Source organism: Micromonospora trifolii, from assembly GCF_050516465.1.
GTDB lineage: Bacteria > Actinomycetota > Actinomycetes > Mycobacteriales > Micromonosporaceae > Micromonospora > Micromonospora trifolii.
In genome coordinates this window covers 3,335,336-3,356,159 of record NZ_CP191526.1, presented here as the reverse complement: position 1 = coordinate 3,356,159, position 20,824 = coordinate 3,335,336, and the positions used below count along the sequence as shown (strand labels likewise).

Below are 20,824 nucleotides of genomic sequence, written 5' to 3'. Positions count from 1 at the left end.
AGGCGCGGGAGGCCGACCTTTCACTCAGTGAAAGCTCTGGTTCCCCGGAGGGGACACCGCACGGGACGATCCGGCTCCATCGACGTACGTCTGCATGGAGGTCCGGTCGCATGGTGTTCGCGCGTAACCAGTGGTATGTGGCGGCCTACGGCAGTGAGGTGGGACGGAACCTGCTCGCCCGCACGGTGCTCGGTGAGCCGATGGTGCTGTACCGCACCGGTGCCGGGAAGGCGGTGGCGCTCGCCGACCGGTGCGTGCACCGGCGCTTCCCGCTGTCGGAGAGCCGGCTCGACGGCGACACGATCGTCTGCGGTTATCACGGCTTCACCTACGACCCGACCGGCGCGTGCGTCTTCGTACCCGGTCAACAGCGCATCCCGCGCACCGCGCGGGTGGTCTCGTTCCCAGTCGTGGAACAGGACTCCTTCATCTGGGTCTGGATCGGCGACCTGGATCGGGCGGACCCGACCACGATTCCCCGCGCGCCGTGGCTCGCCGACCCGCGCTACGCGGTGGTGCGGGGCATGGCGCCACTGAACGCGCGGTACGGCCTGCTGGTGGACAACCTGCTGGACCTGTCCCACGAGACCTACCTGCACGGCGGTTACATCGGCACTCCGGAGGTGGCGAACACCCCGATCACCACCGAGGTGGACGAGGACCGCGGGATCGTCTACGTCAGCCGGCACATGGACGACGCCGAGTGCCCACCGTTCTACGCCCGCTCGACCGGGATCCAGGGCCGGATCACCCGCTGGCAGGACATCGAGTACCACCCGCCCTGCCTTTACCTCCTGCACAGCCGGATTGCGCCGCAGGGTGTCTACCCGCCCGCCGAGGGCGAGGACCGCGAAGCGTTCCACGCCGAGATCGTGTACGCCATCACCCCGTCGACCGAGCACACCACCTATGACTTCTGGACCGTGGCGCGCGACTTCGCGATCGACGACGAGTCGGTCAGCGAGTATCTCCACCACAGCAACCACACAGTGGTCATGCAGGACGTGACCGCGCTCAACATCCTGGAGCAGGTGATCGCGACCGAGCCGGACAGGTATCAGGAGCTGAGCATCAACATCGACACCGGCGGCCTGGCCGCCCGGCGGCTGCTGGCCCGGATGGTCGGGTCGGGGACGGTGGGAGCGGCGCGGTGAGTTCCCGAGCAGGCACCCTCAGCGGGGACCGGGTCTACCGGATCCACTGGGTGCCGGGCACCGACACGCTGCGCGGGACCTGCCACTGTGGGGCCGAGCGCCTCGCTGAGGACCCGGTGGAGTTGTGGGAGTGGCTGCTCGCCCACCCGCAGGGCCACCAGGGCGTGGCCGTGCCGGTGCCCGGGCGGCCGAGACGGCTGGCGATGCACGAGTGACAGTGGATGGTCTGACCGGTGCGGAGCTGGTGGTTGCCGGCCGGGAGAGGGTGGCGGCCGAGGTCGTGGCGATCCGCCTGCGTCGCGCGGATGGCGGTGATATTCCCGAGTGGACGCCGGGCGCGCACATCGACCTGGAGTTGGGCACCGGGCTGGCCCGCCAGTACTCCCTCTGCGGCGACCCGGCGGACCGTTCCGTGCTGCGGATCGCGGTGCAGCGCGAACCCAACGGACGCGGCGGCTCCCGACTGGTGCACGAGCGGCTCACCGTCGGCGCGACCGTGCGGGTGAGCGGACCGCGTAACACCTTCCCGTTGGTCGCGGCGCGGCGTTACCTCTTCGTCGCCGGTGGCATCGGTATCACCCCCATCGCGCCGATGGTCGCCGCCGCCGAGGCCGCAGGCGCCGACTGGCGGCTGGTGTACGGGGGCCGCAGCCGTGCCACCATGGCCTTCGCCACCACCCTGCGGGAGAGGTACGGCGACCGGGTGAGCCTGCACCCGCAGGACGAGACCGGGTTGCTCGACCTGGTCGGGTTGCTGGACCGGCCCGGCACCGGACTCGTCTACTGCTGCGGCCCGGAAGCACTGATCAGCGCGGTGGAGGAGCACTGCCGCGGCTGGCCAGCCGGCTGCCTGCACGTCGAGCGCTTCACCGCGCTGGGCGACACCGGGGCGCCGGAGACGACGATCGAGGTCGAACTCGCGCTCTCCGGGCGGACGGTTACCGTCCCGCCGGGCACGCCGATCCTGCAAGCGGTGGAGGAAGCCGGCGTGCCGGTCCTCTCGTCCTGCCGGGAGGGCACCTGCGGCACCTGCGAGACCCCGGTGCTCGACGGCGTGCCGGAGCATCGCGACAGCCTGCTCACCAAGCAGGAGCGGGCCGCCGGGGACACCATGATGATCTGTGTCTCCCGGGCCCGCACGCCCCGGCTCGTGCTGGAGCTGTGAGCGCCCGGCGCGGGCGGGGATGATGACGGGGTGCGCGCAGAACCGGGACGGTCGGTGACGAGCAAGGTGCTGGCGCTGCTCGATGCGTTCAGCCCGGCCACTCCGGCGTTGACCCTGAGCGAGTTGGCCCGTCGCACCGGGCTTCCCCTGCCCACCGTGTACCGGCGGGCCGCGGAGCTGGTCGCGTGGGGGGCGCTGGAACGCGGCGACGACGGGCGGTACCGGATCGGTCTGCGGCTGTGGGAGGTGGGCTCGCTCGCCCCGAGGGGCCTGGGGTTGCGGGAGCTGGCCCTGCCGGTCATGGAGGACCTGTACGAGGTGACCCACGAGAACGTCCAGCTCGCCGTCCGGCAGGACCTCGAACTCGTCTTCATCGAACGGATCGCCGGGCGCCACGCGGTGCCCGTGCTCACCCGGGTGGGGGGTCGCTTCGCGCTGCACGCCACCGGCGTCGGGCTGGTCCTGCTCGCCCACGCGCCCGCCGAGCTTCAGGAGCAGGTGCTGGCCGCGCCGCTGGAGCGATACACCGAATTGACCATCAGCGACCCGAGACGATTGCGTAGCTGCCTCGCGGAGGTGCGCCGGGTCGGTTACGCGGTCAGCGACCGCCAGGTCACGATGGACGCCCTCTCGGTGGCCGCACCCATCCGCGTACCGGAGGGTGTGGTGGCGGCGATCTCGCTGGTGGTCGCCCACGACCGGGCGGACCCGGTGGCGTTGGCCCCGCTGGTCCAGGCCGCCGGCCGGGCGGTCTCCCGGGCGCTGCGGAGCGCCGTCTGATGTAGACAGACTGCAAATCGTTGACGCCCGATCAAAATCTGCATTACGTTGCCCGTGCGCGGGTTACTCCCCACCTTCGTGCGCGGATCGGCATCGACGAAAGGGGGCACTCATGTCACTGGACGGCAAGGTTGCCATCGTCACCGGGTCCGGGCGGGGCCTCGGCCTCGCCTACGCCCAGGAATTGGCGCGGCGGGGCGCCTCGGTCGTGGTCAACGACGTCGACGCCGAGGCCACCGCCGACGCCGTGGCGGCGATCCAGGAATCCGGCGGCCGGGCCGTCGCGGTGGTCGCACCGGTCGGCCCGACCGAGACCGCCAAGGAACTCGTCAGCACGGCGGTCGAGCAACTCGGGCGGCTGGACATCCTCGTCACCAACGCCGGCGTCCTGCGCGACACGGTGCTGTGGAAGATGAGCGACGACGACTTCGACACCGTCATCAACGTGCACCTGCGCGGCACGTTCACCACAGTGCGCGAGGCGGTGCAGCACATGCGGCAGGCCGGCGAGGGCGGGCGGATCATCTGTGTCGGGTCACCCACCGGGCAGCGGGGCACCTTCGGCCAGACCAACTACGCGGCCGCCAAGGCGGGCATCGTCGGCATGGTCCGTACCTGGGCGCTTGAGCTCAAGCGGGCCGGCATCACCGCCAACACCGTCGTTCCGGTCGCCGCGACCGCGATGACCGCCACCGTCCCCTACTTCGCCGCGGCGGTGCGGGCCGAGGCGAACGGCGAGCCGATGCCCGCGTTCTTCCGACACGATCTGGGGTTCGGCACGGCGGACGACGTGGCCGGGCTCGTCGCGTTCCTCGGCTCCGACGCGGCGGCCTCGGTGACCGGGCAGGTGATCGGTGTCGGCGGGGACCGCCTCCAGATCTGGACCCACCCGGAGGCGGCGCTGACCGCGCACCGCGAGGGCGGGTGGACGTACGACGCGCTGGTGGACGCCTGGCCGACGAGGTTCGCCGGCGCCGCGCAGAGCGTCGGCGAACGCTTCCCGAAACTCCCCGAGGAGTTCGAGCCCGCGACCTCCTGACCCGCCCGATCAGACCCGCCCTGCACGGACCCGCCCGACGAAGGTTGGCCCCATGTACCAGCCCGCCATCGACCTCGACAACGTCACGGCGATCGACATGCACGTGCACATCGAGGTCGACGACCACGGTCACACCTCACTGCCCGAGCCCCTCGTGGCCGCGGCGTCGGCGTACTTCAAGACGGACGGGCCACGGCCCGCGGTCGGCGCGGTGGCGCAGTACTACCGCGAGCGGCGCATGGCAGCCGTCGTCTTCACCGTGGACGCGCGTACGCAACTGACGCACCAGCCACTGTCGAGCACCGACATCGCCCGCGCGGCGGCCGAGCACGCCGACGTGCTCATCCCGTTCGGGTCGGTCGACCCGCGCACCGGGGAAGCGGCCCTCGACCTCGCCGACCGGCTGATCCAGGAGGAGGGCGTACGCGGCTTCAAGTTCCACCCCACCGTGCAGGGCTTCGACCCCAGCCACGACGAGTACGCGCCGCTGTGGGGCCTCCTGGAGCGGGCGGGCGTCCCGGCGCTCTTCCACACCGGACAGACCGGCATCGGCGCGGGCACGCCGGGCGGCTCCGGCCTGCGGCTCGGCCTGTCGAATCCGATCCTGCTCGACCCGATCGCGGCCGACTTCCCCGACCTCCAGATCATCATGGCCCACCCGTCGGTGCCCTGGCAGGACGAGGCGTTGTCGGTGGCCACGCACAAGCACAACACCTGGATCGATCTGTCCGGCTGGAGCCCGAAGTACTTCCCGGCCGAGTTGGTGCGCTACGCCAACTCGGTGCTGAAGCGACGGGTGCTCTTCGGCACCGACTACCCGATGCTCACTCCCGATCGGTGGCTGCGCGACGTGCAGGTGACCGACCTCAAGCCGGACGTGCTCCCGGGCATCCTGAAGGACAACGCGGCCCGACTGCTGGGCCTCGCCCGGTGACGACGAGAGGAAACGCCATGACGACGACCATCACCTACGACCGACTCGGCGACCTCGCCGGCACCGATCTCGGCCACACCGGGTACCGCACGGTCACCCAGGACCAGGTGGACCTGTTCGCGGACGCCACGGACGACCACCAGTGGATCCACGTCGACCCCGAACGGGCGAGGACCGGCCCGTTCGGCGCCCCGATCGCGCACGGCTTCCTCACCCTCTCCCTGGCGGTTCCGTTCTGGACCGAGCTGCTCGAAGTCAAGGGCGTGACCACGAAGGTGAACTACGGCCTCGACAAGGTGCGCTTCCCCGCCCCGGTCGTGGTCGGGGCGCGGGTGCGCATGCGGGCCATCGTCGTCGAGGTCGTCGAGGTGCGCGGCGGCTACCAGATCGCTGTCGACCAGACGGTCGAGATCGAGGGCGGGACCAAGCCGGCGGTCGTCGCGCGAGGGCTGTACCGCTTCTACGCCTGAGCCCGGGGGCATCCGTCGAGCCGGGCGAGCACACCACCTCCACCCCCGGGAGAATGATGATGCAGCAGCACGGAATCGGCGCCTGGGTGGCCAAGCGCCGGCTCAAATCCCCGGACCAGGTCGCGTTCATCCACGGCGACCAGCCGCCCATGACGTACGGACAGTTCGCCGACGCCGCGGACCGGATCTCGGCGGTGCTGCGGGAGCGGGGCGTCGGCAAGGGTGACTGCGTCGCCTACCTGGGCGAGAACAGCCCCGAACTCCTCCAGGTGATGTTCGGGGCGGCGCAGGTCGGGGCCGTCTTCGTGCCGGTCAACACCCGGCTCGCCGCACCCGAGATCGCGTACGTCCTCGCCGACTGCGGCGCGCGGGTGCTGATCCACGACCCGGACTTCGCGGCGCCGGTGGCCTCCGCCGCGCCGACCGCCCGGACCCCGTACGTCATCGTCAACGGTGCGGGCACCGCGGACCGGCCCGGACTCGCCCACCTGGCACGGGCCGCCGTCACCCCGTTCACCGACCAGGTCGACACCGCCCACGAGGATCCGGCGGCGATCGTCTACACCTCGGGCACGACCGGCCGGGCCAAGGGCGCAGTGCTGACCCACGGCAACCTCACCTGGGTGGCGCTCAACTGTGTGGTCGACTACGACGTCGTCTCCACCGACGTCGCGCTCATGATCTCGCCGCTGTTCCACGTCGCCTCGCTCGGGATGGGCGCCCTGCCCGTCATCCTCAAGGGCGCCACGATGGTCATCGAGAAGGGCTTCGAGCCGGGCCGCGCGCTCGCGCAGATCGAGCGGCACGGGGTCACCATGCTCAGCGGCGTGCCGACCACCTACCAGCTGATGGCCGACCATCCCGCCTGGGCGTCGACCGACCTGTCCACGCTGACGAAGCTCACCTGCGGAGGTTCGGCGGTGCCGGCCCGCATCCTCAACGCGTACGAGGCGCGGGGCCTGTCGTTCTCGCAGGGTTACGGCATGACCGAGGCCGCTCCCGGCGTGACCGCGCTGCCGCCGACGATGACCCGTGTCAAGCAGGGCAGTGTCGGTCTGCCGCACTTCTTCACGGATGTACGGATCACCGATGCGGCCGGTGCCGTGGTGCCCACCGGCGCTGTCGGTGAGATCGAGGTGGCCGGGCCCAACGTCTTCCCCGGCTATCACGGCCTTCCGGAGGCGACCGCCGAGGCGTTCACGGCCGACGGGTGGTTCCGCTCCGGCGACCTCGGCCACCTGGACGCCGACGGTTACCTCTACATCTCCGGCCGACTCAAGGACATGATCATATCGGGGGGCGAGAACATCTACCCGCTCGAACTCGAGCAGCTGCTCACCGAGGTCGACGGGGTGACCTCGGCGGCGGTCATCGGGGTGCCGGACGAGCGTTGGGGGGAGGTGCCGTGGGCGATCGTGACCGTACGGGAGGGGGCGTCAGTGGACACCGCCACCGTCCGGGCGTGCCTGGATGGCAGGATCGCGCGCTACAAGCTTCCGAAGAACGTGGTCATCGTGGACGAGCTGCCGCGGACTGCGTCGGGGAAGGTGCGGAAGGCCGATCTGAGGAGCCGATTCGGCGCCTAGTCGCGGGCCGGGCCGCGACGAGTTCGGCGAACTCCGCGGCGGACGCCTCGGCGAGCTTCTCGTGCGTCCGACGGTAGGTCTCCACCGATCTCGTGGCGGGCCATTCGGCGTCCATGAACTCGGCCGGCAGCCTCGGGTCGGCGCGCAGCAGCGCGAGCCAGTCCGCCACGAGCATCGTCCGTACGGTGAGGGCGCTCGGCGCCATCGCCGTCGCCGTCGGGTCGCCCCACACGTCGATGAAGGCCAGGTGCGCGCGCCGGATCGCCTCGATGTCCCACGCCGCGCGTACGCTCTCGCCGATCGGGAACCCGGCGAGTTCGCGGGCGTGGAAGGCGACCACGGTGTTGGGCGCGAGGTCCTGCCGCAGCGGCTCCAACGACCCGGCGAGGTCGACCTCGCCGGGCGCGAGCCAGAGCCCGTCCCGGATCGGCGCGAAGCCCTCCCAGGTGAGGGTGGAGCGCAGCCGGTGCCGCAGCATCCGCTGGCCCTCCGGGATCGAGAAGGTGACCAGGGTCCACCCGTTGCCCTGTGGGTCGAACGGCCGTGGCCCGCGAACGCGGTACGTCGCCTCGCGCAACACCGCGACCCCGTGCTCGGTCAGCGAGAACAGCGTCTCCCGGCCACTCCTGCTGCGGGCGAGGATGCCGCTGTGCACGAGCCGGTCGAGGGTCGCGCGGGTGGCCGGCGCGGCGACGTCGGCGCCCTCCAGCACGTTGATCAGGACGCTCGCCCGGATCGGCCCCGTGGCGCCGTCGACGACGTGCTCGCCGAAGAAGGCGAGCAACAACTGCTTCGGCTGACGACTACCCACAGCCCTTCCCTTCGGCGAAATCGTTGGCCTGGCCGCCGATCACCGCGCGGATCGCGGGGCCACAGCCTGCCCGCGCTTGGCCCGCTGGATCTGGTCGTAGACGTGCGTCCGCAGTTCCGTGAAACGGGGCAGAGCGCGGGTCGTGATCTGATCGCGCTCCGGCGGCAGGTCGATCGCGAGGTCCTCCTGGACCCAGGTCGGCGACGTGGACAATACTAGAACCCGCTGACCGAGATACACCGACTCGTCGATGTCGTGGGTGACGAAGAGAACCGAGATGGTGCGGCTGGCGTGCAGCTCGCGGACCAGGTCCTCCAGGTCGGCCCGGGTCTGCGCGTCCACGGCGGCGAACGGCTCGTCCATGATCAGGACATCGGGCTGGTAGGCGATCGCCCGCGCGATCGCCACGCGCTGTTGCATCCCCCCGGACAGCTGCCACGGGTGGCTTCGCGCGGCGTGCGCGAGGCCCACCGCCTCAAGAGCGTCGACCACCAGCGTGTTCCGGGCGGCGCGGGTGAGCTTCTTGTGTCGCAGTGGAAGCTCGACGTTTCCGCGCACCGTCAGCCAGGGGTAGAGGCTGCGACCGTACTCCTGGAACACGACAGCCATGGCCGGGCTGGGCCCGGTCACCGGAGAGCCGTCCATCTCGGCCACGCCGCTGGTGGGCCGCAGCAGGCCGGCGAGGCACTTCAGCAGGGTGGTCTTGCCGCAACCGGACGGGCCGACGATGCAGACGAGCTCGCCGGCGTCCATCGTGAAGCTGATGTCCCCGATCGCCTCGACGTTGCCCGTCGCGGACTCGTAGACCTTCCGCAGGTGCTCCACCCGCAGCAGGGTGCTCTGATCAGGCACGGTTGACCTCCCTGATTCCGTGGTACCAGCGCAGAACGCGCCGTTCGACGAGACCGAAAGCTACGGCGAGGAAGACGCCGACGAGACCGAGGAGGAGGATGCCGCTCCACATCTCGGCGATCAGGTAGTTGCGTTGAAAGTAGGCGATCCGGTAGCCGAGGCCCGAGGAGGAGGCGAACATCTCGGAGATGACCATCAGGATCAGCGCGACCGAGAGGGCCTGACGAACACCGGCCATGATCCGTGGACTGGCGGCCGGGAGTACGAGGAACCAGAGCCGCTCCCACCAGGAGACCTGGAACGACTCCGCGGTCTCCTTCATGACGCTGTCCGTCCCCCGGACGCCCTCGATCGTGTTCAACAGGATCGGCCAGACCGCGCCGGAGACGATCACGACCACCTTCATGGTGTCCGTGATCCCGAGCAGGAGCATCATCACCGGAATCAGCACCGGTGGCGGGATGGCCCGGAGGAACTCCAGCAGCGGTTCGAGGAGTTCCCGCAACCAGTGGGTCAGGCCGATGATGGTGCCGGCGGCGATGCCGAGCACGATCGACGCGGCGACACCGAGGCCGAGGCGGGCGAGGCTCGGCAGCACGTCCTCGACGAACGCCGGACCGACCCAGGTCTCCCGGAAGGCTTCGGCGATCGTCAACGGGCCGGGGAAGAAACGGTTCGTCGCTCTCGTCGCCACCAGACCCCAGATCACCAGCAGCAGCGTCGGCAGCCCCAGCGGGTAGAGGAGGCTCGCAGCGATCCGGGATCCGACCGTCCGGCTGCGTGCCGTGGTGGCGATCCGCCCGGTGTACGCGGTCACAGCGGCTCCTCTCCTCGGATGGACTGGTGCCAGGACAGCACCCGACGCTCGATGAACCGGAAGACGATGTTCACCATGAGCCCGAGCAGGCCGGTGACCACGACCAGCGCGTAGAGGCCGGCGGCGTCTCCGGCGGACCGGGACAGTTCGATCATGCGCCCGAGGCCGGGGTTGCCGATCACCATCTCCGCGGTGATGGCGAGGATGAGCGCGACCGCCGCCGCGAGCCGCAGGCCCGTCATGAGGTACGGCAGGGTGGTCGGCAGGACGAGGTGCGACAGCTGCTCCCGCCGGGTCAGACCGAAACTGCGGGCGGTGTCGCGAGCCACCGCGTCGACGTCGGCGACGCCGTAGATCACCTGCACGAACACCTGCCAGAACGACGCGTAGATGATGATGACGAGGGCGGCCTGCCGCTGGATGCCGAACATCAGCACGGCGAGCGGGATGAGGGCGACCGATGGGATCGGTCGTAGGAACTCGACCATCGTGTGGGTCGCGCGCCGCAGGAAGGGCACCAACCCGACGACCGTGCCGAGGACGACGGCGGCGACCGTCGCCACCGTCAGGCCGATCGCCCAGGACGTCATGGTGCTGCCCAGCCGCCGCCAGAACGCGAGGTCGACGAGCTGCTCGAACAGCCGCGCCAGCACGTCCGTCACGTACGGCAGATACAGCGGGTTGATCAGGCCCAGTGTCGGGATCAGTTGCCAGACGACGAGGAACCCGGTCAGGCCGACGACGCCCAGCATCGCTTTTCGTAACGCGCGCAGGCGTCGGGTGGGAAACACGCGCATGTCACTCCCGTCGTCAGGCGGGCGGCGAGGCCCTCCCGGTCCGGGGGACAGGGAGGGCGGGATCGCGCCGGCTACTGCTGCTGGATGAGACGGTCGAAGTTGGGTTGCTTGTCGAGCACCTTGTACTTCTGCGCGAGCTCGGCGAGCGTCTGGAGGCTCGACCGGTCGACCTCCCAACCGAAGGCCGGCAGCCGCACCGACTCGGCCACCGGCGCGGGCAGCTCCAGGTTGTCCTTGATGGCCTGCCGGAGCGCCGCCTCGTTGGCGGGGTCCTTGGCCCACTCCAACGTCTTCTTCATCGCCGCCGTGAAGTCCTCGACCAGCTTGGCGTCCTTCTCCGTGCGTTCCTTCGTGGTGATGGTCGTGAGCGTGGTCAGGCCGGGCACCACCGCCTGGTAGGGCGCGACGATGAAGGTGTCGCCGCGGGTCTTCAGTTGGGTGACAAAGGGCTCCGGCACCCAGGCGGCGTCGATGTTGCCGGATTCGAGTTGGGCCGGGGCGTCCGGGAAGGCGACCTCGACGAATTTGATCGTCGACGGGTCACCACCGTCCTTCTCGACCGCCGCCATGATCGTCACGTCGCCGGCGGCGCCCAGGCTGTTGACCGAGACCCGCTTGCCCGCGAGGTCGGCGGGCCGCTTGATGCCGGACTTCGCCGAGGCCACCACGGCGTTGATGTCGTCGCCGTCGGCGTACGAGGAGGCGTAGTTGCCGATGATGACGACGCCGAGATCCCGCAGGTCGGCCCGGAACGGGCCGAAGGGTTGGCCGATGGCGAAGTCGATGTCGCCGTTCAGGAGCGCGGGAATGGCCTGCGCGCCGCCCTGGGCGGGCAGCACCTCGACCTGGAGCCCGCGCTCGGCGAAGATGCCCGCCTTGACGCCGCCCCACAGCGCGGCGGTCTCGGTGATGGGCAGCGCCGCGACCCGGACCTTGCGCAGGTCGCCCGAGGTCTGTTCGGACGGGTTGGACGCGTCGGAGTCGGTACATCCGGTGAGGGCGATCGCGGTAGCGGCGATCAGCCCGAGTGCCATGACCTTCTTCATGGACGAGGCCCTTCCTGGGCGGGGGTGGTGGGTGCGTCGGAAGTCGGCGGATGCCTCGGATTTGCAGGTGACCTACCGCTGCGTGGGGGCGCACGCCGCTGTGGTGGCCATGGTCAGTCACCCCGGCATTGAAAGTCAAGAATTTCTGACGCCCGTCAGGAATAAGTTGAACAACGCTCTGCTGCGGTGACGTCGCGCACGATCGCTCTCAAACCTCGGGCAGGCCCACGTAGTTCTCGGACAGGCTCGTGGCGTACGCCTCGGAGGTGGCGACGTACCTCAGCGTGGCGGTCTGGAGCTTCGTCTCGTACGGGTCGTCGCGCTCGAGCCGGTGCAGCATGGAGGTCATCCACCAGGAGAAGTGCTGGGCCCGCCAGACCCGGCGCAGCGCCGTGGCCGAGTAGGCCTCCAGCAGATCGGTGCGGCCCCCGTCGTACCAGGCGGCGAAGGCATCCCCCAGCAGTGCGACGTCGGCGAGGGCGAGGTTCATGCCCTTCGCGCCGGTGGGCGGGACGATGTGCACGGCGTCCCCGGCCAGGAACAGCCGCTCCCACTGCATCGGCTCGACCACGAAACTGCGCATCGGGGTGATGGACTTCTCCAGGATCGGTCCCTCGTTGAGCGACCATCCCGGCACCGTCTCCAACCGTGCCCGCAGCTCCGTCCAGATCCGCTCGTCCGGCCACGCGGCGATGTCCTCGTCCGGCGCGACCTGTAGATACAGCCGGGAGATCTCGGGGGAGCGCATGCTGTAGAGGGCGAAGCCCCGTTCGTGGTTGGCGTAGATGAGTTCGTCCACCGCCGGCGGTGCTGCGGCGAGGACGCCCAACCAGGCAAAGGGGTACGCCCGCTCGTAGGTGGTCAACACCCCCTCGGGCACCGCGCCGCGGCTCACCCCGTGGAACCCGTCGCAGCCAGCCACGAAATCGCAGCGCAGCTCCTCGTCGCGTCCGTCGCGTCGAAAGTGGACGACCGGCGAGTCCGAGTCCAGACCGTCCAGGCGCACCGCGTCGGCCTCGAAGAGGATCGAGCCGCCGGCCGCGAGTCGGGCGGCGATCAGGTCCTTGACCACCTCCTGCTGCCCGTAGACGGTGATCGCCCGCCCGGTCAGGTCTGCCATCGGCACCCGGTGCGACTCCCCGGCGAAGCGCAGCTCGATGCCCTCGTGGCGCAGCCCCTCCCGTTGCAGCCGCTCGCCGACGCCGCTGCGGCAGAGCAGGTCGACCGAGCCCTGTTCGAGGACGCCGGCGCGGAGCCGGTGCTCGACGTAGTCGCGGCTACGGCTCTCCAGCACCACCGACTCGATTCCGCGCAGGTGCAGCAGGTGCGACAGCATGAGCCCCGCGGGCCCGGCGCCGACGATGCCGACCTGGGTACGCATTCCCGGCATGCCCTCTCCTCCCGGTGTCAGAACGGGTAGCGCGTGATGGCGCCCTGCACGGTGAGCCACTGGGTTTCGGTGAACGCCTCGACGTTCGCCGCGGGCCCACCGAACCGGGAGCCGGTGCCGGACGCTCCCACCCCACCGAACGGCGCCACAGCCTCGTCGCTCACCGTCTGATCGTTGATGTGCACGATCCCGCTGGGGATCCGGTCGGCGAGGGCCATCGCCCTCATCACGTCGCCGCTCAGGATGCCCAGCGACAGGCCGTACTCGGTCTGCCGGGCCAACTCCACGGCCTCGTCCTGGTCGGCGAAGCTGATCACCGGCGCGACCGGGCCGAAGACCTCCTGGGCGTACGCCGGGGTCGCGGGGGTGACGTCGGTGAGCACCGTCGGCCGGTAGAACAGCCCCTCGTACATGCCCCCGGCGGCCAGCCGGGCACCCGCGTCGACGCTCGCGGTGACCAGTGCGTGGATCTTGTCACGCTGGCGTTCGTCGATGATCGGCCCGAGTGCCACCTGCTCCTTCGCCGGGTCGCCGACCGGCAGGTGGTTCGCCTTCTCCGCCAGCCGCTCGACGTAGCGCTCGGACAGACTCTCGTGCACCAGGTGCCGGCCGGTGGTCATGCAGATCTGGCCCTGGTGCAGGAACGACCCCCACGCGCCGGCGGAGACCGCGAGGTCCAGGTCGGCGTCGTCGAGCACGATCAGCGCCGAGTTGCCACCGAGTTCGAGGTGCGCACGTTTGAGGTGGCGTGCCGCCGCCTCACCGACCTTGCGGCCGGCGGCGGTCGAGCCGGTGAAGCTGATCACCCGTACGTTCGGGTCGGCCACCAGCGCCTCCCCGACCTCGACCCCGCCGGGAAGGACGTGCAGCAACCCTTCGGGCAGGCCGGCCTCCTCGAAGACCCGGGCGATCGAGACACCACCGCAGACCGCCGTGCGTGGATCGGGCTTGAGCACCACGGCGTTGCCCAGCGCCAGGGCCGGGGCCACGGATCGGGTGGCCAGGATGAGCGGGAAGTTGAACGGCGCGATGACCCCGACGACGCCGACGGGCAACCGGCGAGCCAGGCTGAGCCGCGGTTGCGCGCTCGGGATGATCTCGCCCAGCGGGTGCGAGGCCAGCGCCGCCGCCTCGTAGCACTCCTGCGCCGCGGTGTCGGTCTCGACGCCGGCCTTGGGTGGGATGGATCCGGACTCCCGCACGATCCAGTCGCCGATCTCGGCGGCGTGCCGCTCGAACAGTTGCCCGGCCCGGCGCAGCACCGCGGCCCGCTCGGCGTAGCCGGTGGCGGCCCAGGCGCGCTGGGCGGTGGCAGCGTGGGCGCAGGCACGCGTCACGTCCTCGGCGTTCGCCACGCCGACCTGACCGATCTCCTCCCCGGTGGCGGGGGATCGCACGGGCGCTGTGCCGCCGGCCGGTTTCACCCAGCCGTCGCTGTGCAGGGTGCCCTGCCAGGTCGTGGCGTCCAGCAGTGTCATGGCGGTCCTCCTCGGAGCGTGGGGGTGGTCCCAGGGTGACCGGGCCGGCTTGCGCTCGCGAAAGGCCCGGAGGTGTTCGCTGACCGAACGGCCGTTCTCTCCATGAACGTTGGCACGTGGCCCGGCTCGCGTCAACGCATCGTCCGACGTGACCGCCGTGCACTGTGGACGCCGCTCGCCGGGCGTTGACGGATGTCATCCTCCGTCGTACGTTCGAGATGAGTACGGCAGTCCGCATAGCGAACGGCTGGCGGCAGCACGGTTCTCGCAGGAGTCGGGGAGGCCCATGGCGAAGCTCGTCTCGCTTGCCGACGGCGTGGCGCACCTGGTCCGCGACGGTGACGTGGTGGCCCTGGAAGGGTTCACGCACCTCATTCCGTTCGCCGCCGGTCACGAGATCATTCGCCAGGGACGGCAGGACCTGACCCTCGTGCGGATGACCCCCGACGTCATCTACGACCAGCTCATCGGCGCCGGTTGCGCCCGTCGCCTGGTCTTCTCCTGGGGCGGCAACCCGGGCGTCGGTTCGCTGCACCGCTTCCGGGACGCCGTGCAGCACGCCTGGCCGCGTCCGCTCGAACTGGAGGAGCACAGTCACGCGGGCATGGCGAACCGGTACGTCGCCGGGGCGTCCGGGCTGCCGTTCGCCGTCCTGCGCGGCTACACCGGCACCGACCTGCCCGGGCACACCACGAACATCCGGCCCATCACCTGCCCCTTCACCGGCGAGACGCTCACCGCCGTCCCCGCCCTGCGTCCCGACGTGACTGTGGTGCACGCCCAGCGCGCCGACCGCAACAGCAACGTGCAGATGTGGGGCATCACCGGGGTGCAGAAGGAGGCCGTGCTCGCCGCCCACCGGTCACTGGTCACCGTCGAGGAGATCGTGGACGAGTTGGAACCCGTACCCGGGCAGGTGGTCCTGCCCGGCTGGGCGGTCACGGCGGTGGCCGAGGTTCCCGGAGGCGCGCACCCCTCCTACGCCCACGGCTACTCGGTGCGGGACAACGACTTCTACCGCGACTGGGACGCCGTCAGCCGGCACCGCGACACCTTTCGCGCATGGCTGGACGAGCACGTGCACACGGCCGGGGCGGCGGCATGAGTCAGCGCAGCGAGCGAGCGGAACCGATGGCGGACTGGACCGCTGACGAGATGATGACCGTCGCCGCCGCGCGGCAACTGCGCGACGACACCGCCTGCTTCGTGGGGATCGGGTTGCCCAGCACCGCGGCGAATCTCGCCCGGGCGACCCACGCCCCGAACCTGGTCCTCATCTACGAATCCGGGTGCCTCGGCGCGAAGCCGGACCGGCTTCCGCTCTCCATCGGAGACGGAGTCCTCGCCGACACGGCTGACGCGGTGGTGTCGGTGCCCGAGGTGTTCAACTACTGGCTCCAGCCCGGCCGGATCGACGTGGGCTTCCTCGGCGCCGCGCAGCTCGACCGGTACGGCAACATCAACACCACTGTCGTCGGCGGCGACTACGACACCCCGACGGTCCGGCTGCCCGGCGCCGGCGGCGCCCCGGAGATCGCCGCCTCCTGCGGTGAGGTCGTCGTGATCGTCCGGCAGGACCTCCGGACGTTCACCGAACGGGTCGACTTCGTCACCTCGGTCGGCTATGGGTCGGGCCCGGGCGACCGGGAGCGGCTCGGCCTGCGCGGCGGAGGCCCCCGAGTCGTGATCACCGATCTCGGCGTCCTCGAACCCGACCCGGTCACCTGCGAGCTCACGCTGACCCGCCTGCACCCCGGCGTGACGCGGGAGCAGGCACGGGCGGCCACCGGCTGGGACCTCGCCGTCGCGGAGGGGCTGACCACGGGTGAGCCACCGACGGCACGGGAACTCGCGGTGCTGCGGGCGCTGGAGGCGACGAAGTCCGACAGGAGACGACCTTGACCACTCAGGACAGCCAGGCCAACAGCCGGCTGGTGTTACCTCGTTACCGGCGCGACGACGTCGACGCCCACCCACCCCTGCTGAGCCCCGGCTACAAGTCGACAGTGGCACGGGCGCCGAAACGCCCACTGATCCACCTGCCGCAGCGGCTGACCGAGGTCACCGGGCCGTTGCTGGGGGAGGGGCGGCTCGGCGCGCTCGACCACGACCTGACCCGCCAGCACGACGGTGAGCCGCAGGGACAGCGGATCATCGTGCACGGGCGGGTCCGCGACGGTGACGGCCGACCGGTACCCCGCACGCTGGTCGAGATCTGGCAGGCCAACGCCGCCGGCCGGTACCGCGACGCACGGGACACCTGGCCGGCGCCGCTCGACCCCCACTTCGAAGGGGTGGGCCGGGCGCTCACCGACGACCAGGGGCGGTACCGGTTCATCACCGTGCAGCCCGGCGCCTACCCCTGGCGGAACCACGACAACGCCTGGCGGCCGGCGCACATCCACTTCTCCCTCTTCGGCCGCGCGTTCACCCAGCGGCTGGTAACGCAGATGTACTTCCCGGGCGACCCACTCTTCTTCCAGGACCCGATCTTCAACTCGGTCCGCGACCCGAAGGCCCGGGAAAGGATGATCGCCCGGTACGACCACGCCACCACCGCACCGGAGTGGGCACTGGCCTACGAGTTCGACATCGTGCTGCGCGGCCGGGAGAGCACCCCCTTCGAGGACGAGGACGACGATGAGTGAGCGGTTGGGCGTCGTGCCCGCGCAGACCGTCGGGCCGTACCTGCACATCGGCCTGCGCTGGCCCGACGGCCCGTACGTCGTACCCGAGGGCACGCCGGGCGCGTTCTGGATCAGGGGTCGGATCGTCGACGGAACCGGGACACCGGTGGTCGACGCGATGGTGGAGAGCTGGCAGGCCGACCCGGACGGCCGGTTCGACCATCCGGACGACCCTCGGGGGGCCCGGCCGCCCGCGCTCGCGGGTTTTCGCGGATTCGGGCGGAGCGAGACCGACGGGCAGGGGTGCTACCGGCTGTTGACCGTCAAGCCGGGTTCGCTGCCCGAGCCGGACGGCGGCACCGAAGCCCCCCACCTGACCCTGTCGGTCTTCGGGCGTGGGCTGCTGCACCGCCTCGTCACGCGGCTCTACTTCCCCGACGAGCCGGCGGCGAACGCCGCGGACCCCGTGCTGCGCAGCGTCGACCCCGACCGCCGTGGAACCCTGCTGGCGAGTCCCGCCTCGGACGGGTTCCGGTTCGACATCCACCTGCAGGGAGACCATGAGACCGTCTTCTTCGCCGTCTGACGGCCTGCTCGGCGGCCTCTCCGGCGCTCCGGACGTCGACGCGGAACTCAGCGACCCGTCCCTGCTTCAGGCGATGCTCGACGTGGAGGCCGCGCTTGCCCGGGCCGCGGCGGACGCCGGCATCCTGCCCCCAGCGGCGGCCGAGGCAATCGTCGAGCAGTGCCGCGCCGAGCGGTACGACCCGGGGGCGCTCGGCCGGGCGGCCGACGCCACCGGCAACCCGGTCGTCCCGCTGGTGGGCGAGCTGACCGCCGCCGTGCCGGACCACGCCCGAGCCTGGGTGCACTTCGGAGCGACCAGCCAGGATGTCCTGGACACCGCGATGGTCCTGGTGGCCGTGCGGGCGCTCGGGCCGCTGCTGCGTCACGTCGACACCGCCGTGGACGCCGCCGCCCAACTGGCCGACGCCCACCGGGACACCGTGATGGTCGCCCGGACCCTCGGGCAGCAGGCGGCACCCACCACGTTCGGGCTCAAGGCCGCCGGCTGGTTGACCGGTCTGGTCGGGGCCCGGGACCGACTGCGTCAGGCCCGCGCCGCACAGCCAGCGCAACTCGGTGGCGCGGTCGGCACCCTGGCCGCGTTCGGCCCGGCCGGCGTCGAGGTCGCCGAGCGGTTCGCGGCACACGTGGGCCTCCCGCCGAGCCCGTTACCCTGGCACACCCGCCGTCAGCCCTGGCTCGATCTGGCCGCCGCCCTCGGTGGGCTCCTCGTGGCCACCGGCAAGGCCGCGCTCGACGTCGGGCTGCTCGCCCAGAACGAGATAGGTGAGGTCGCCGAGGGCGGCGCCGGACGAGGCGGCTCGTCGGCCATGCCGCACAAGCGCAACCCGGTGGACTCGGTCCTCGTCACCGCCGCGGCGCGACGCGGTCCGGGCCTCGTCGCCACCCTGTTCGCCACGGGCGTGCAGGAGCACGAGCGGGCCACGGGCGCCTGGCACGCCGAGTGGGAGCCCCTGCTCGACCTGCTGCACGTGGCCGGTGGCGCCGCCGCCCGGTGCGCCCGGATGCTGCACGAGCTGCACGTCCGTCCGGAGCGGATGCGGGAGAACCTCGATGCGACCGGCGGCCTCCTGCTCGCCGAGGCCGTCGCCGCGCGACTGGCGCCCGCTGTCGGTCGCGGCGTCGCACACGACCTCGTGACCCGCGCCGCCGCCGGACCCTCGTTCCGCGCCGCGCTGCTCGCCGACCCCGAGGTACGCGCCTACCTGTCCGACACGGAGATAGCCGAGGCGCTCGACCCGTACCGCTGGCTCGGCTCGGCCGGCCGGTTCGTCGACAGTGCCCTGGGCGCCGCTCGGGGAGTGGGCGGATGACCTCGCGGTTGCATCTCACCGTCGACGGCCCGGCCGCCGCGCCGGTGCTGCTGCTCGGCAGCTCCCTCGGCACCGCCGCCGCCATGTGGGAACCCCAGGTCCCGGCGCTCGCCCAACGGTTCCGGGTCATTCGGTACGACCACCTGGGCCACGGCCGCTCGGCGGTGCCGTCCGGGCCGTACACGCTGGACCTGCTGGGCCGGGAGCTGCTGCGGACGCTGGACGACCTCGACGTGCCGTGGGCCCACTACGCGGGGCTGTCCCTCGGGGGCATGGTGGGCATGTGGCTCGCCACGTACGCGCCCGACCGGGTGCGGCGGCTGGCGCTGCTCTGCACGTCGGCGTCGCTCGGCCCACCGGAGCAGTGGCGGCAACGAGCCGCGACGGTACTCACCGAGGGAATGCCGGCGATCGCCGACGCGGTGGTGGCCCGCTGGTTCACGCCGGCCTTCGCCGCGGCCCGGCCGGCGGTGGTCGCCACTCACCGCGCCATGCTGACCGCGATTTCGCCGGCCGGATACGCCGCCTGCTGCGAGGCGATAGCCACGATGGACCTCCGACCCGACCTCGGCCGGATCGCCGCGCCGACGCTGGTCATCGCGGGAGCCGACGACCCGGCCACCCCGGTGGAGCACGCCCGCGAGATCGTCGGGCGCATCCCACGGGCCCGGCTGGCCGTGGTCGACGCGGCGGCGCACCTGGCCAACGTCGAGCAACCCGGGCAGGTGTGCCGACTCCTGTTGGAACACTTCCACGAGGGACGTGGTGACGAATGAACGACCGCGAGCGGCACGAGGCGGGCATGACGGTACGTCGACAGGTGCTGGGTGACGCGCACGTCGACCGCGCGGTCGCCGGCACGGACGAGTTCACCGCCGACTTCCAGGACTTCATCACCCGCTACGCCTGGGGCGAGGTGTGGAGCAGGCCGGGCCTCGACCGGCGTACCCGTAGTTGCATCACCCTCGCCGTGCTCGCCACCCTGCACCACGACGAGGAGTTGGCGATGCATGTCCGAGCCGCGCTGCGCAACGGGCTCAGCCCGGAGGAGGTGGCGGAGGTCCTGCTCCAGGTCGGCGTCTACGCTGGTGTACCGGCGGCGAACCGGGCGTTCAAGGTGGCCCGGGAGACCCTGCGGCAGGAGGCCGGGTGAGCGTGAGCGAGGAGGCGACGAGGTCGCCGGAGTTCGTTCAGTCGCTGGAGCGTGGCCTCGCGGTGATCCGGGCGTTCGACGGCGAACATCCGCAGCTCACGCTCAGTGACGTGGCCAGACGGACGGGGCTGACCCGGGCCGCGGCGCGCCGGTTCCTGCTCACCCTGGTCGAGCTGGGCTACGTGCACACCGACGGCCGGCTGTTCTCGCTGCGCGCACGGATTCTCGAACTCGGCTACGCCTACCTGTCCAGCCTGAGCCTGCCCGAGGTCGCGCAGCGACACATGGAGGCGCTCGTCGCGCGGGTGCACGAGTCCTGCTCGGTGTCGGTGCTCGACGGCGACGAGGTGGTGTACGTCGCCCGCGTGCCCACCAAGCGGATCATGACGGTGGGGATCAGCGTCGGCACCCGGTTCCCCGCGTACGCCACCTCCATGGGCCGGGTGCTGCTCGCGGCGCAACCGGCGGATTGGCTGGACGACTACCTGGCCACGGCGCAGCTGCGGCCGCTGACCCGACGCACCGTCACCGACCCGGCCAAGCTGCGCGCCGTCCTGAGGAAGATCGCCGCCCAGGGGTACGCCATCGTGGACCAGGAGTTGGAGGAGGGGCTGCGCTCCGTGGCCGCGCCCATCCACGGCGAGAACGGATCGGTGATCGCGGCGGTGAACGTCTCCGCGCACGCCACCCGGGGGTCCTTCGAGATGATCCGTCGGGAGCTGCTCCCGCCGCTGCTGTCCGCCGCGAAGCGGATCGAGGAGGACATCCGGGGCGGCCTGAGCCCGACGGTCGGTGCCGAGCCACCTGCCGCTCGGGCTTAGGGC

Annotated in this window: 24 protein-coding genes; 17 read left to right on the top strand and 7 right to left on the bottom strand. The window is 71.2% G+C overall.

The annotated features are described in order from the left end of the window. The first annotated feature begins 110 nt into the window (after positions 1-110). From ACQRWP_RS15300 to ACQRWP_RS15265, 8 genes are all read left to right on the top strand, one after another. A complete protein-coding gene (locus ACQRWP_RS15300; RefSeq protein WP_430502901.1) occupies positions 111-1,154 on the top strand; it encodes a Rieske 2Fe-2S domain-containing protein in 1,044 nt (347 codons plus the stop codon). Continuing rightward, entirely contained in the window at positions 1,151-1,369 is a 219-nt protein-coding gene (locus ACQRWP_RS15295; protein ID WP_430502900.1) for a hypothetical protein, read from the top strand. Before ACQRWP_RS15300 ends, ACQRWP_RS15295 begins: the two co-directional genes overlap by 4 nt. Then, the gene (locus tag ACQRWP_RS15290; protein ID WP_430502899.1) at positions 1,366-2,319 is read left to right on the top strand and encodes a PDR/VanB family oxidoreductase; all 954 of its coding nucleotides are present in this window, start codon (positions 1,366-1,368) and stop codon (positions 2,317-2,319) included. Before ACQRWP_RS15295 ends, ACQRWP_RS15290 begins: the two co-directional genes overlap by 4 nt. A 30-nt stretch (positions 2,320-2,349) precedes the next feature. Further along, entirely contained in the window at positions 2,350-3,099 is a 750-nt protein-coding gene (locus ACQRWP_RS15285) for an IclR family transcriptional regulator (RefSeq protein WP_430502898.1), read from the top strand. A 112-nt stretch (positions 3,100-3,211) separates the two neighbouring features. Beyond that, the gene (locus tag ACQRWP_RS15280) at positions 3,212-4,138 is read left to right on the top strand and encodes an SDR family oxidoreductase (RefSeq protein ID WP_430502897.1); all 927 of its coding nucleotides are present in this window, start codon (positions 3,212-3,214) and stop codon (positions 4,136-4,138) included. A gap of 52 nt (positions 4,139-4,190) precedes the next feature. Further along, entirely contained in the window at positions 4,191-5,072 is an 882-nt protein-coding gene (locus ACQRWP_RS15275) for an amidohydrolase family protein (RefSeq protein ID WP_430502896.1), read from the top strand. Between the two features lie 17 nt (positions 5,073-5,089). After that, positions 5,090-5,542: a MaoC family dehydratase gene (locus ACQRWP_RS15270; RefSeq protein WP_430502895.1), complete on the top strand. Its 453-nt coding sequence runs from the start codon at positions 5,090-5,092 to the stop codon at positions 5,540-5,542. Positions 5,543-5,601: 59 nt separating this feature from the next. Further along, a complete protein-coding gene (locus tag ACQRWP_RS15265; protein ID WP_430502894.1) occupies positions 5,602-7,128 on the top strand; it encodes an acyl-CoA synthetase in 1,527 nt (508 codons plus the stop codon). Here the strand turns inward: ACQRWP_RS15265 and ACQRWP_RS15260 are convergent. The 5 genes from ACQRWP_RS15260 to ACQRWP_RS15240 all read right to left on the bottom strand — a co-directional run bounded on the left by ACQRWP_RS15260 (position 7,052) and on the right by ACQRWP_RS15240 (position 11,451). Then, positions 7,052-7,939 (bottom strand): PaaX family transcriptional regulator, encoded by an 888-nt coding sequence (locus tag ACQRWP_RS15260; RefSeq protein ID WP_430502893.1) that lies wholly within the window; start codon positions 7,937-7,939, stop codon positions 7,052-7,054. The genes ACQRWP_RS15265 and ACQRWP_RS15260 overlap by 77 nt on opposite strands. Before the next feature lie 39 nt (positions 7,940-7,978). Next, on the bottom strand, positions 7,979-8,791 hold the full coding sequence (locus ACQRWP_RS15255) for an ABC transporter ATP-binding protein (RefSeq protein ID WP_430502892.1): 813 nt from the start codon (positions 8,789-8,791) through the stop codon (positions 7,979-7,981). Continuing rightward, positions 8,784-9,608, bottom strand: coding sequence for an ABC transporter permease (locus ACQRWP_RS15250; RefSeq protein WP_430502891.1), 825 nt, complete (start codon positions 9,606-9,608; stop codon positions 8,784-8,786). Before ACQRWP_RS15250 ends, ACQRWP_RS15255 begins: the two co-directional genes overlap by 8 nt. Continuing rightward, positions 9,605-10,405, bottom strand: coding sequence for an ABC transporter permease (locus tag ACQRWP_RS15245; RefSeq protein WP_430502890.1), 801 nt, complete (start codon positions 10,403-10,405; stop codon positions 9,605-9,607). Before ACQRWP_RS15245 ends, ACQRWP_RS15250 begins: the two co-directional genes overlap by 4 nt. A gap of 71 nt (positions 10,406-10,476) precedes the next feature. Beyond that, entirely contained in the window at positions 10,477-11,451 is a 975-nt protein-coding gene (locus tag ACQRWP_RS15240; RefSeq protein WP_430502889.1) for an ABC transporter substrate-binding protein, read from the bottom strand. Between ACQRWP_RS15240 and ACQRWP_RS15235 the strand changes: the two genes are divergently transcribed. Further along, the gene (locus tag ACQRWP_RS15235) at positions 11,438-11,641 is read left to right on the top strand and encodes a hypothetical protein (protein WP_430502888.1); all 204 of its coding nucleotides are present in this window, start codon (positions 11,438-11,440) and stop codon (positions 11,639-11,641) included. The two genes, ACQRWP_RS15240 and ACQRWP_RS15235, sit on opposite strands and share 14 nt — an antisense overlap. Before the next feature lie 18 nt (positions 11,642-11,659). Here ACQRWP_RS15235 and pobA read toward each other — a convergent pair whose 3' ends face one another. Together pobA and ACQRWP_RS15225 are read right to left on the bottom strand one after the other, a co-directional pair. Beyond that, on the bottom strand, positions 11,660-12,841 hold the full coding sequence (gene pobA / locus ACQRWP_RS15230) for a 4-hydroxybenzoate 3-monooxygenase (RefSeq protein ID WP_430502887.1): 1,182 nt from the start codon (positions 12,839-12,841) through the stop codon (positions 11,660-11,662). Between the two features lie 17 nt (positions 12,842-12,858). After that, positions 12,859-14,319: a benzaldehyde dehydrogenase gene (locus ACQRWP_RS15225; protein ID WP_430502886.1), complete on the bottom strand. Its 1,461-nt coding sequence runs from the start codon at positions 14,317-14,319 to the stop codon at positions 12,859-12,861. A gap of 286 nt (positions 14,320-14,605) precedes the next feature. On the opposite strand from ACQRWP_RS15225, the gene ACQRWP_RS15220 reads away from it, so the two are divergent. Genes ACQRWP_RS15220 through ACQRWP_RS15185 form a run of 8 tightly spaced genes read left to right on the top strand, consistent with a single transcriptional unit; the run spans position 14,606 to position 20,821 of the window. After that, a complete protein-coding gene (locus ACQRWP_RS15220; RefSeq protein WP_430502885.1) occupies positions 14,606-15,424 on the top strand; it encodes a CoA transferase subunit A in 819 nt (272 codons plus the stop codon). Then, entirely contained in the window at positions 15,421-16,221 is an 801-nt protein-coding gene (locus ACQRWP_RS15215; RefSeq protein WP_430502884.1) for a CoA-transferase subunit beta, read from the top strand. Before ACQRWP_RS15220 ends, ACQRWP_RS15215 begins: the two co-directional genes overlap by 4 nt. Then, positions 16,218-16,967, top strand: coding sequence for a protocatechuate 3,4-dioxygenase subunit beta (pcaH, locus tag ACQRWP_RS15210; protein WP_430502883.1), 750 nt, complete (start codon positions 16,218-16,220; stop codon positions 16,965-16,967). The genes ACQRWP_RS15215 and pcaH overlap by 4 nt, the downstream gene beginning before the upstream one ends. After that, on the top strand, positions 16,960-17,532 hold the full coding sequence (pcaG, locus tag ACQRWP_RS15205; RefSeq protein WP_430502882.1) for a protocatechuate 3,4-dioxygenase subunit alpha: 573 nt from the start codon (positions 16,960-16,962) through the stop codon (positions 17,530-17,532). The genes pcaH and pcaG overlap by 8 nt, the downstream gene beginning before the upstream one ends. Then, on the top strand, positions 17,507-18,847 hold the full coding sequence (pcaB, locus tag ACQRWP_RS15200; RefSeq protein ID WP_430502881.1) for a 3-carboxy-cis,cis-muconate cycloisomerase: 1,341 nt from the start codon (positions 17,507-17,509) through the stop codon (positions 18,845-18,847). Before pcaG ends, pcaB begins: the two co-directional genes overlap by 26 nt. Next, positions 18,844-19,623 (top strand): 3-oxoadipate enol-lactonase, encoded by a 780-nt coding sequence (pcaD, locus tag ACQRWP_RS15195; RefSeq protein WP_430502880.1) that lies wholly within the window; start codon positions 18,844-18,846, stop codon positions 19,621-19,623. The genes pcaB and pcaD overlap by 4 nt, the downstream gene beginning before the upstream one ends. Continuing rightward, positions 19,620-20,000 (top strand): 4-carboxymuconolactone decarboxylase, encoded by a 381-nt coding sequence (pcaC, locus tag ACQRWP_RS15190; protein ID WP_430502879.1) that lies wholly within the window; start codon positions 19,620-19,622, stop codon positions 19,998-20,000. Before pcaD ends, pcaC begins: the two co-directional genes overlap by 4 nt. Then, entirely contained in the window at positions 19,997-20,821 is an 825-nt protein-coding gene (locus ACQRWP_RS15185) for an IclR family transcriptional regulator (RefSeq protein WP_430502878.1), read from the top strand. Before pcaC ends, ACQRWP_RS15185 begins: the two co-directional genes overlap by 4 nt. Positions 20,822-20,824: the final 3 nt, after the last annotated feature.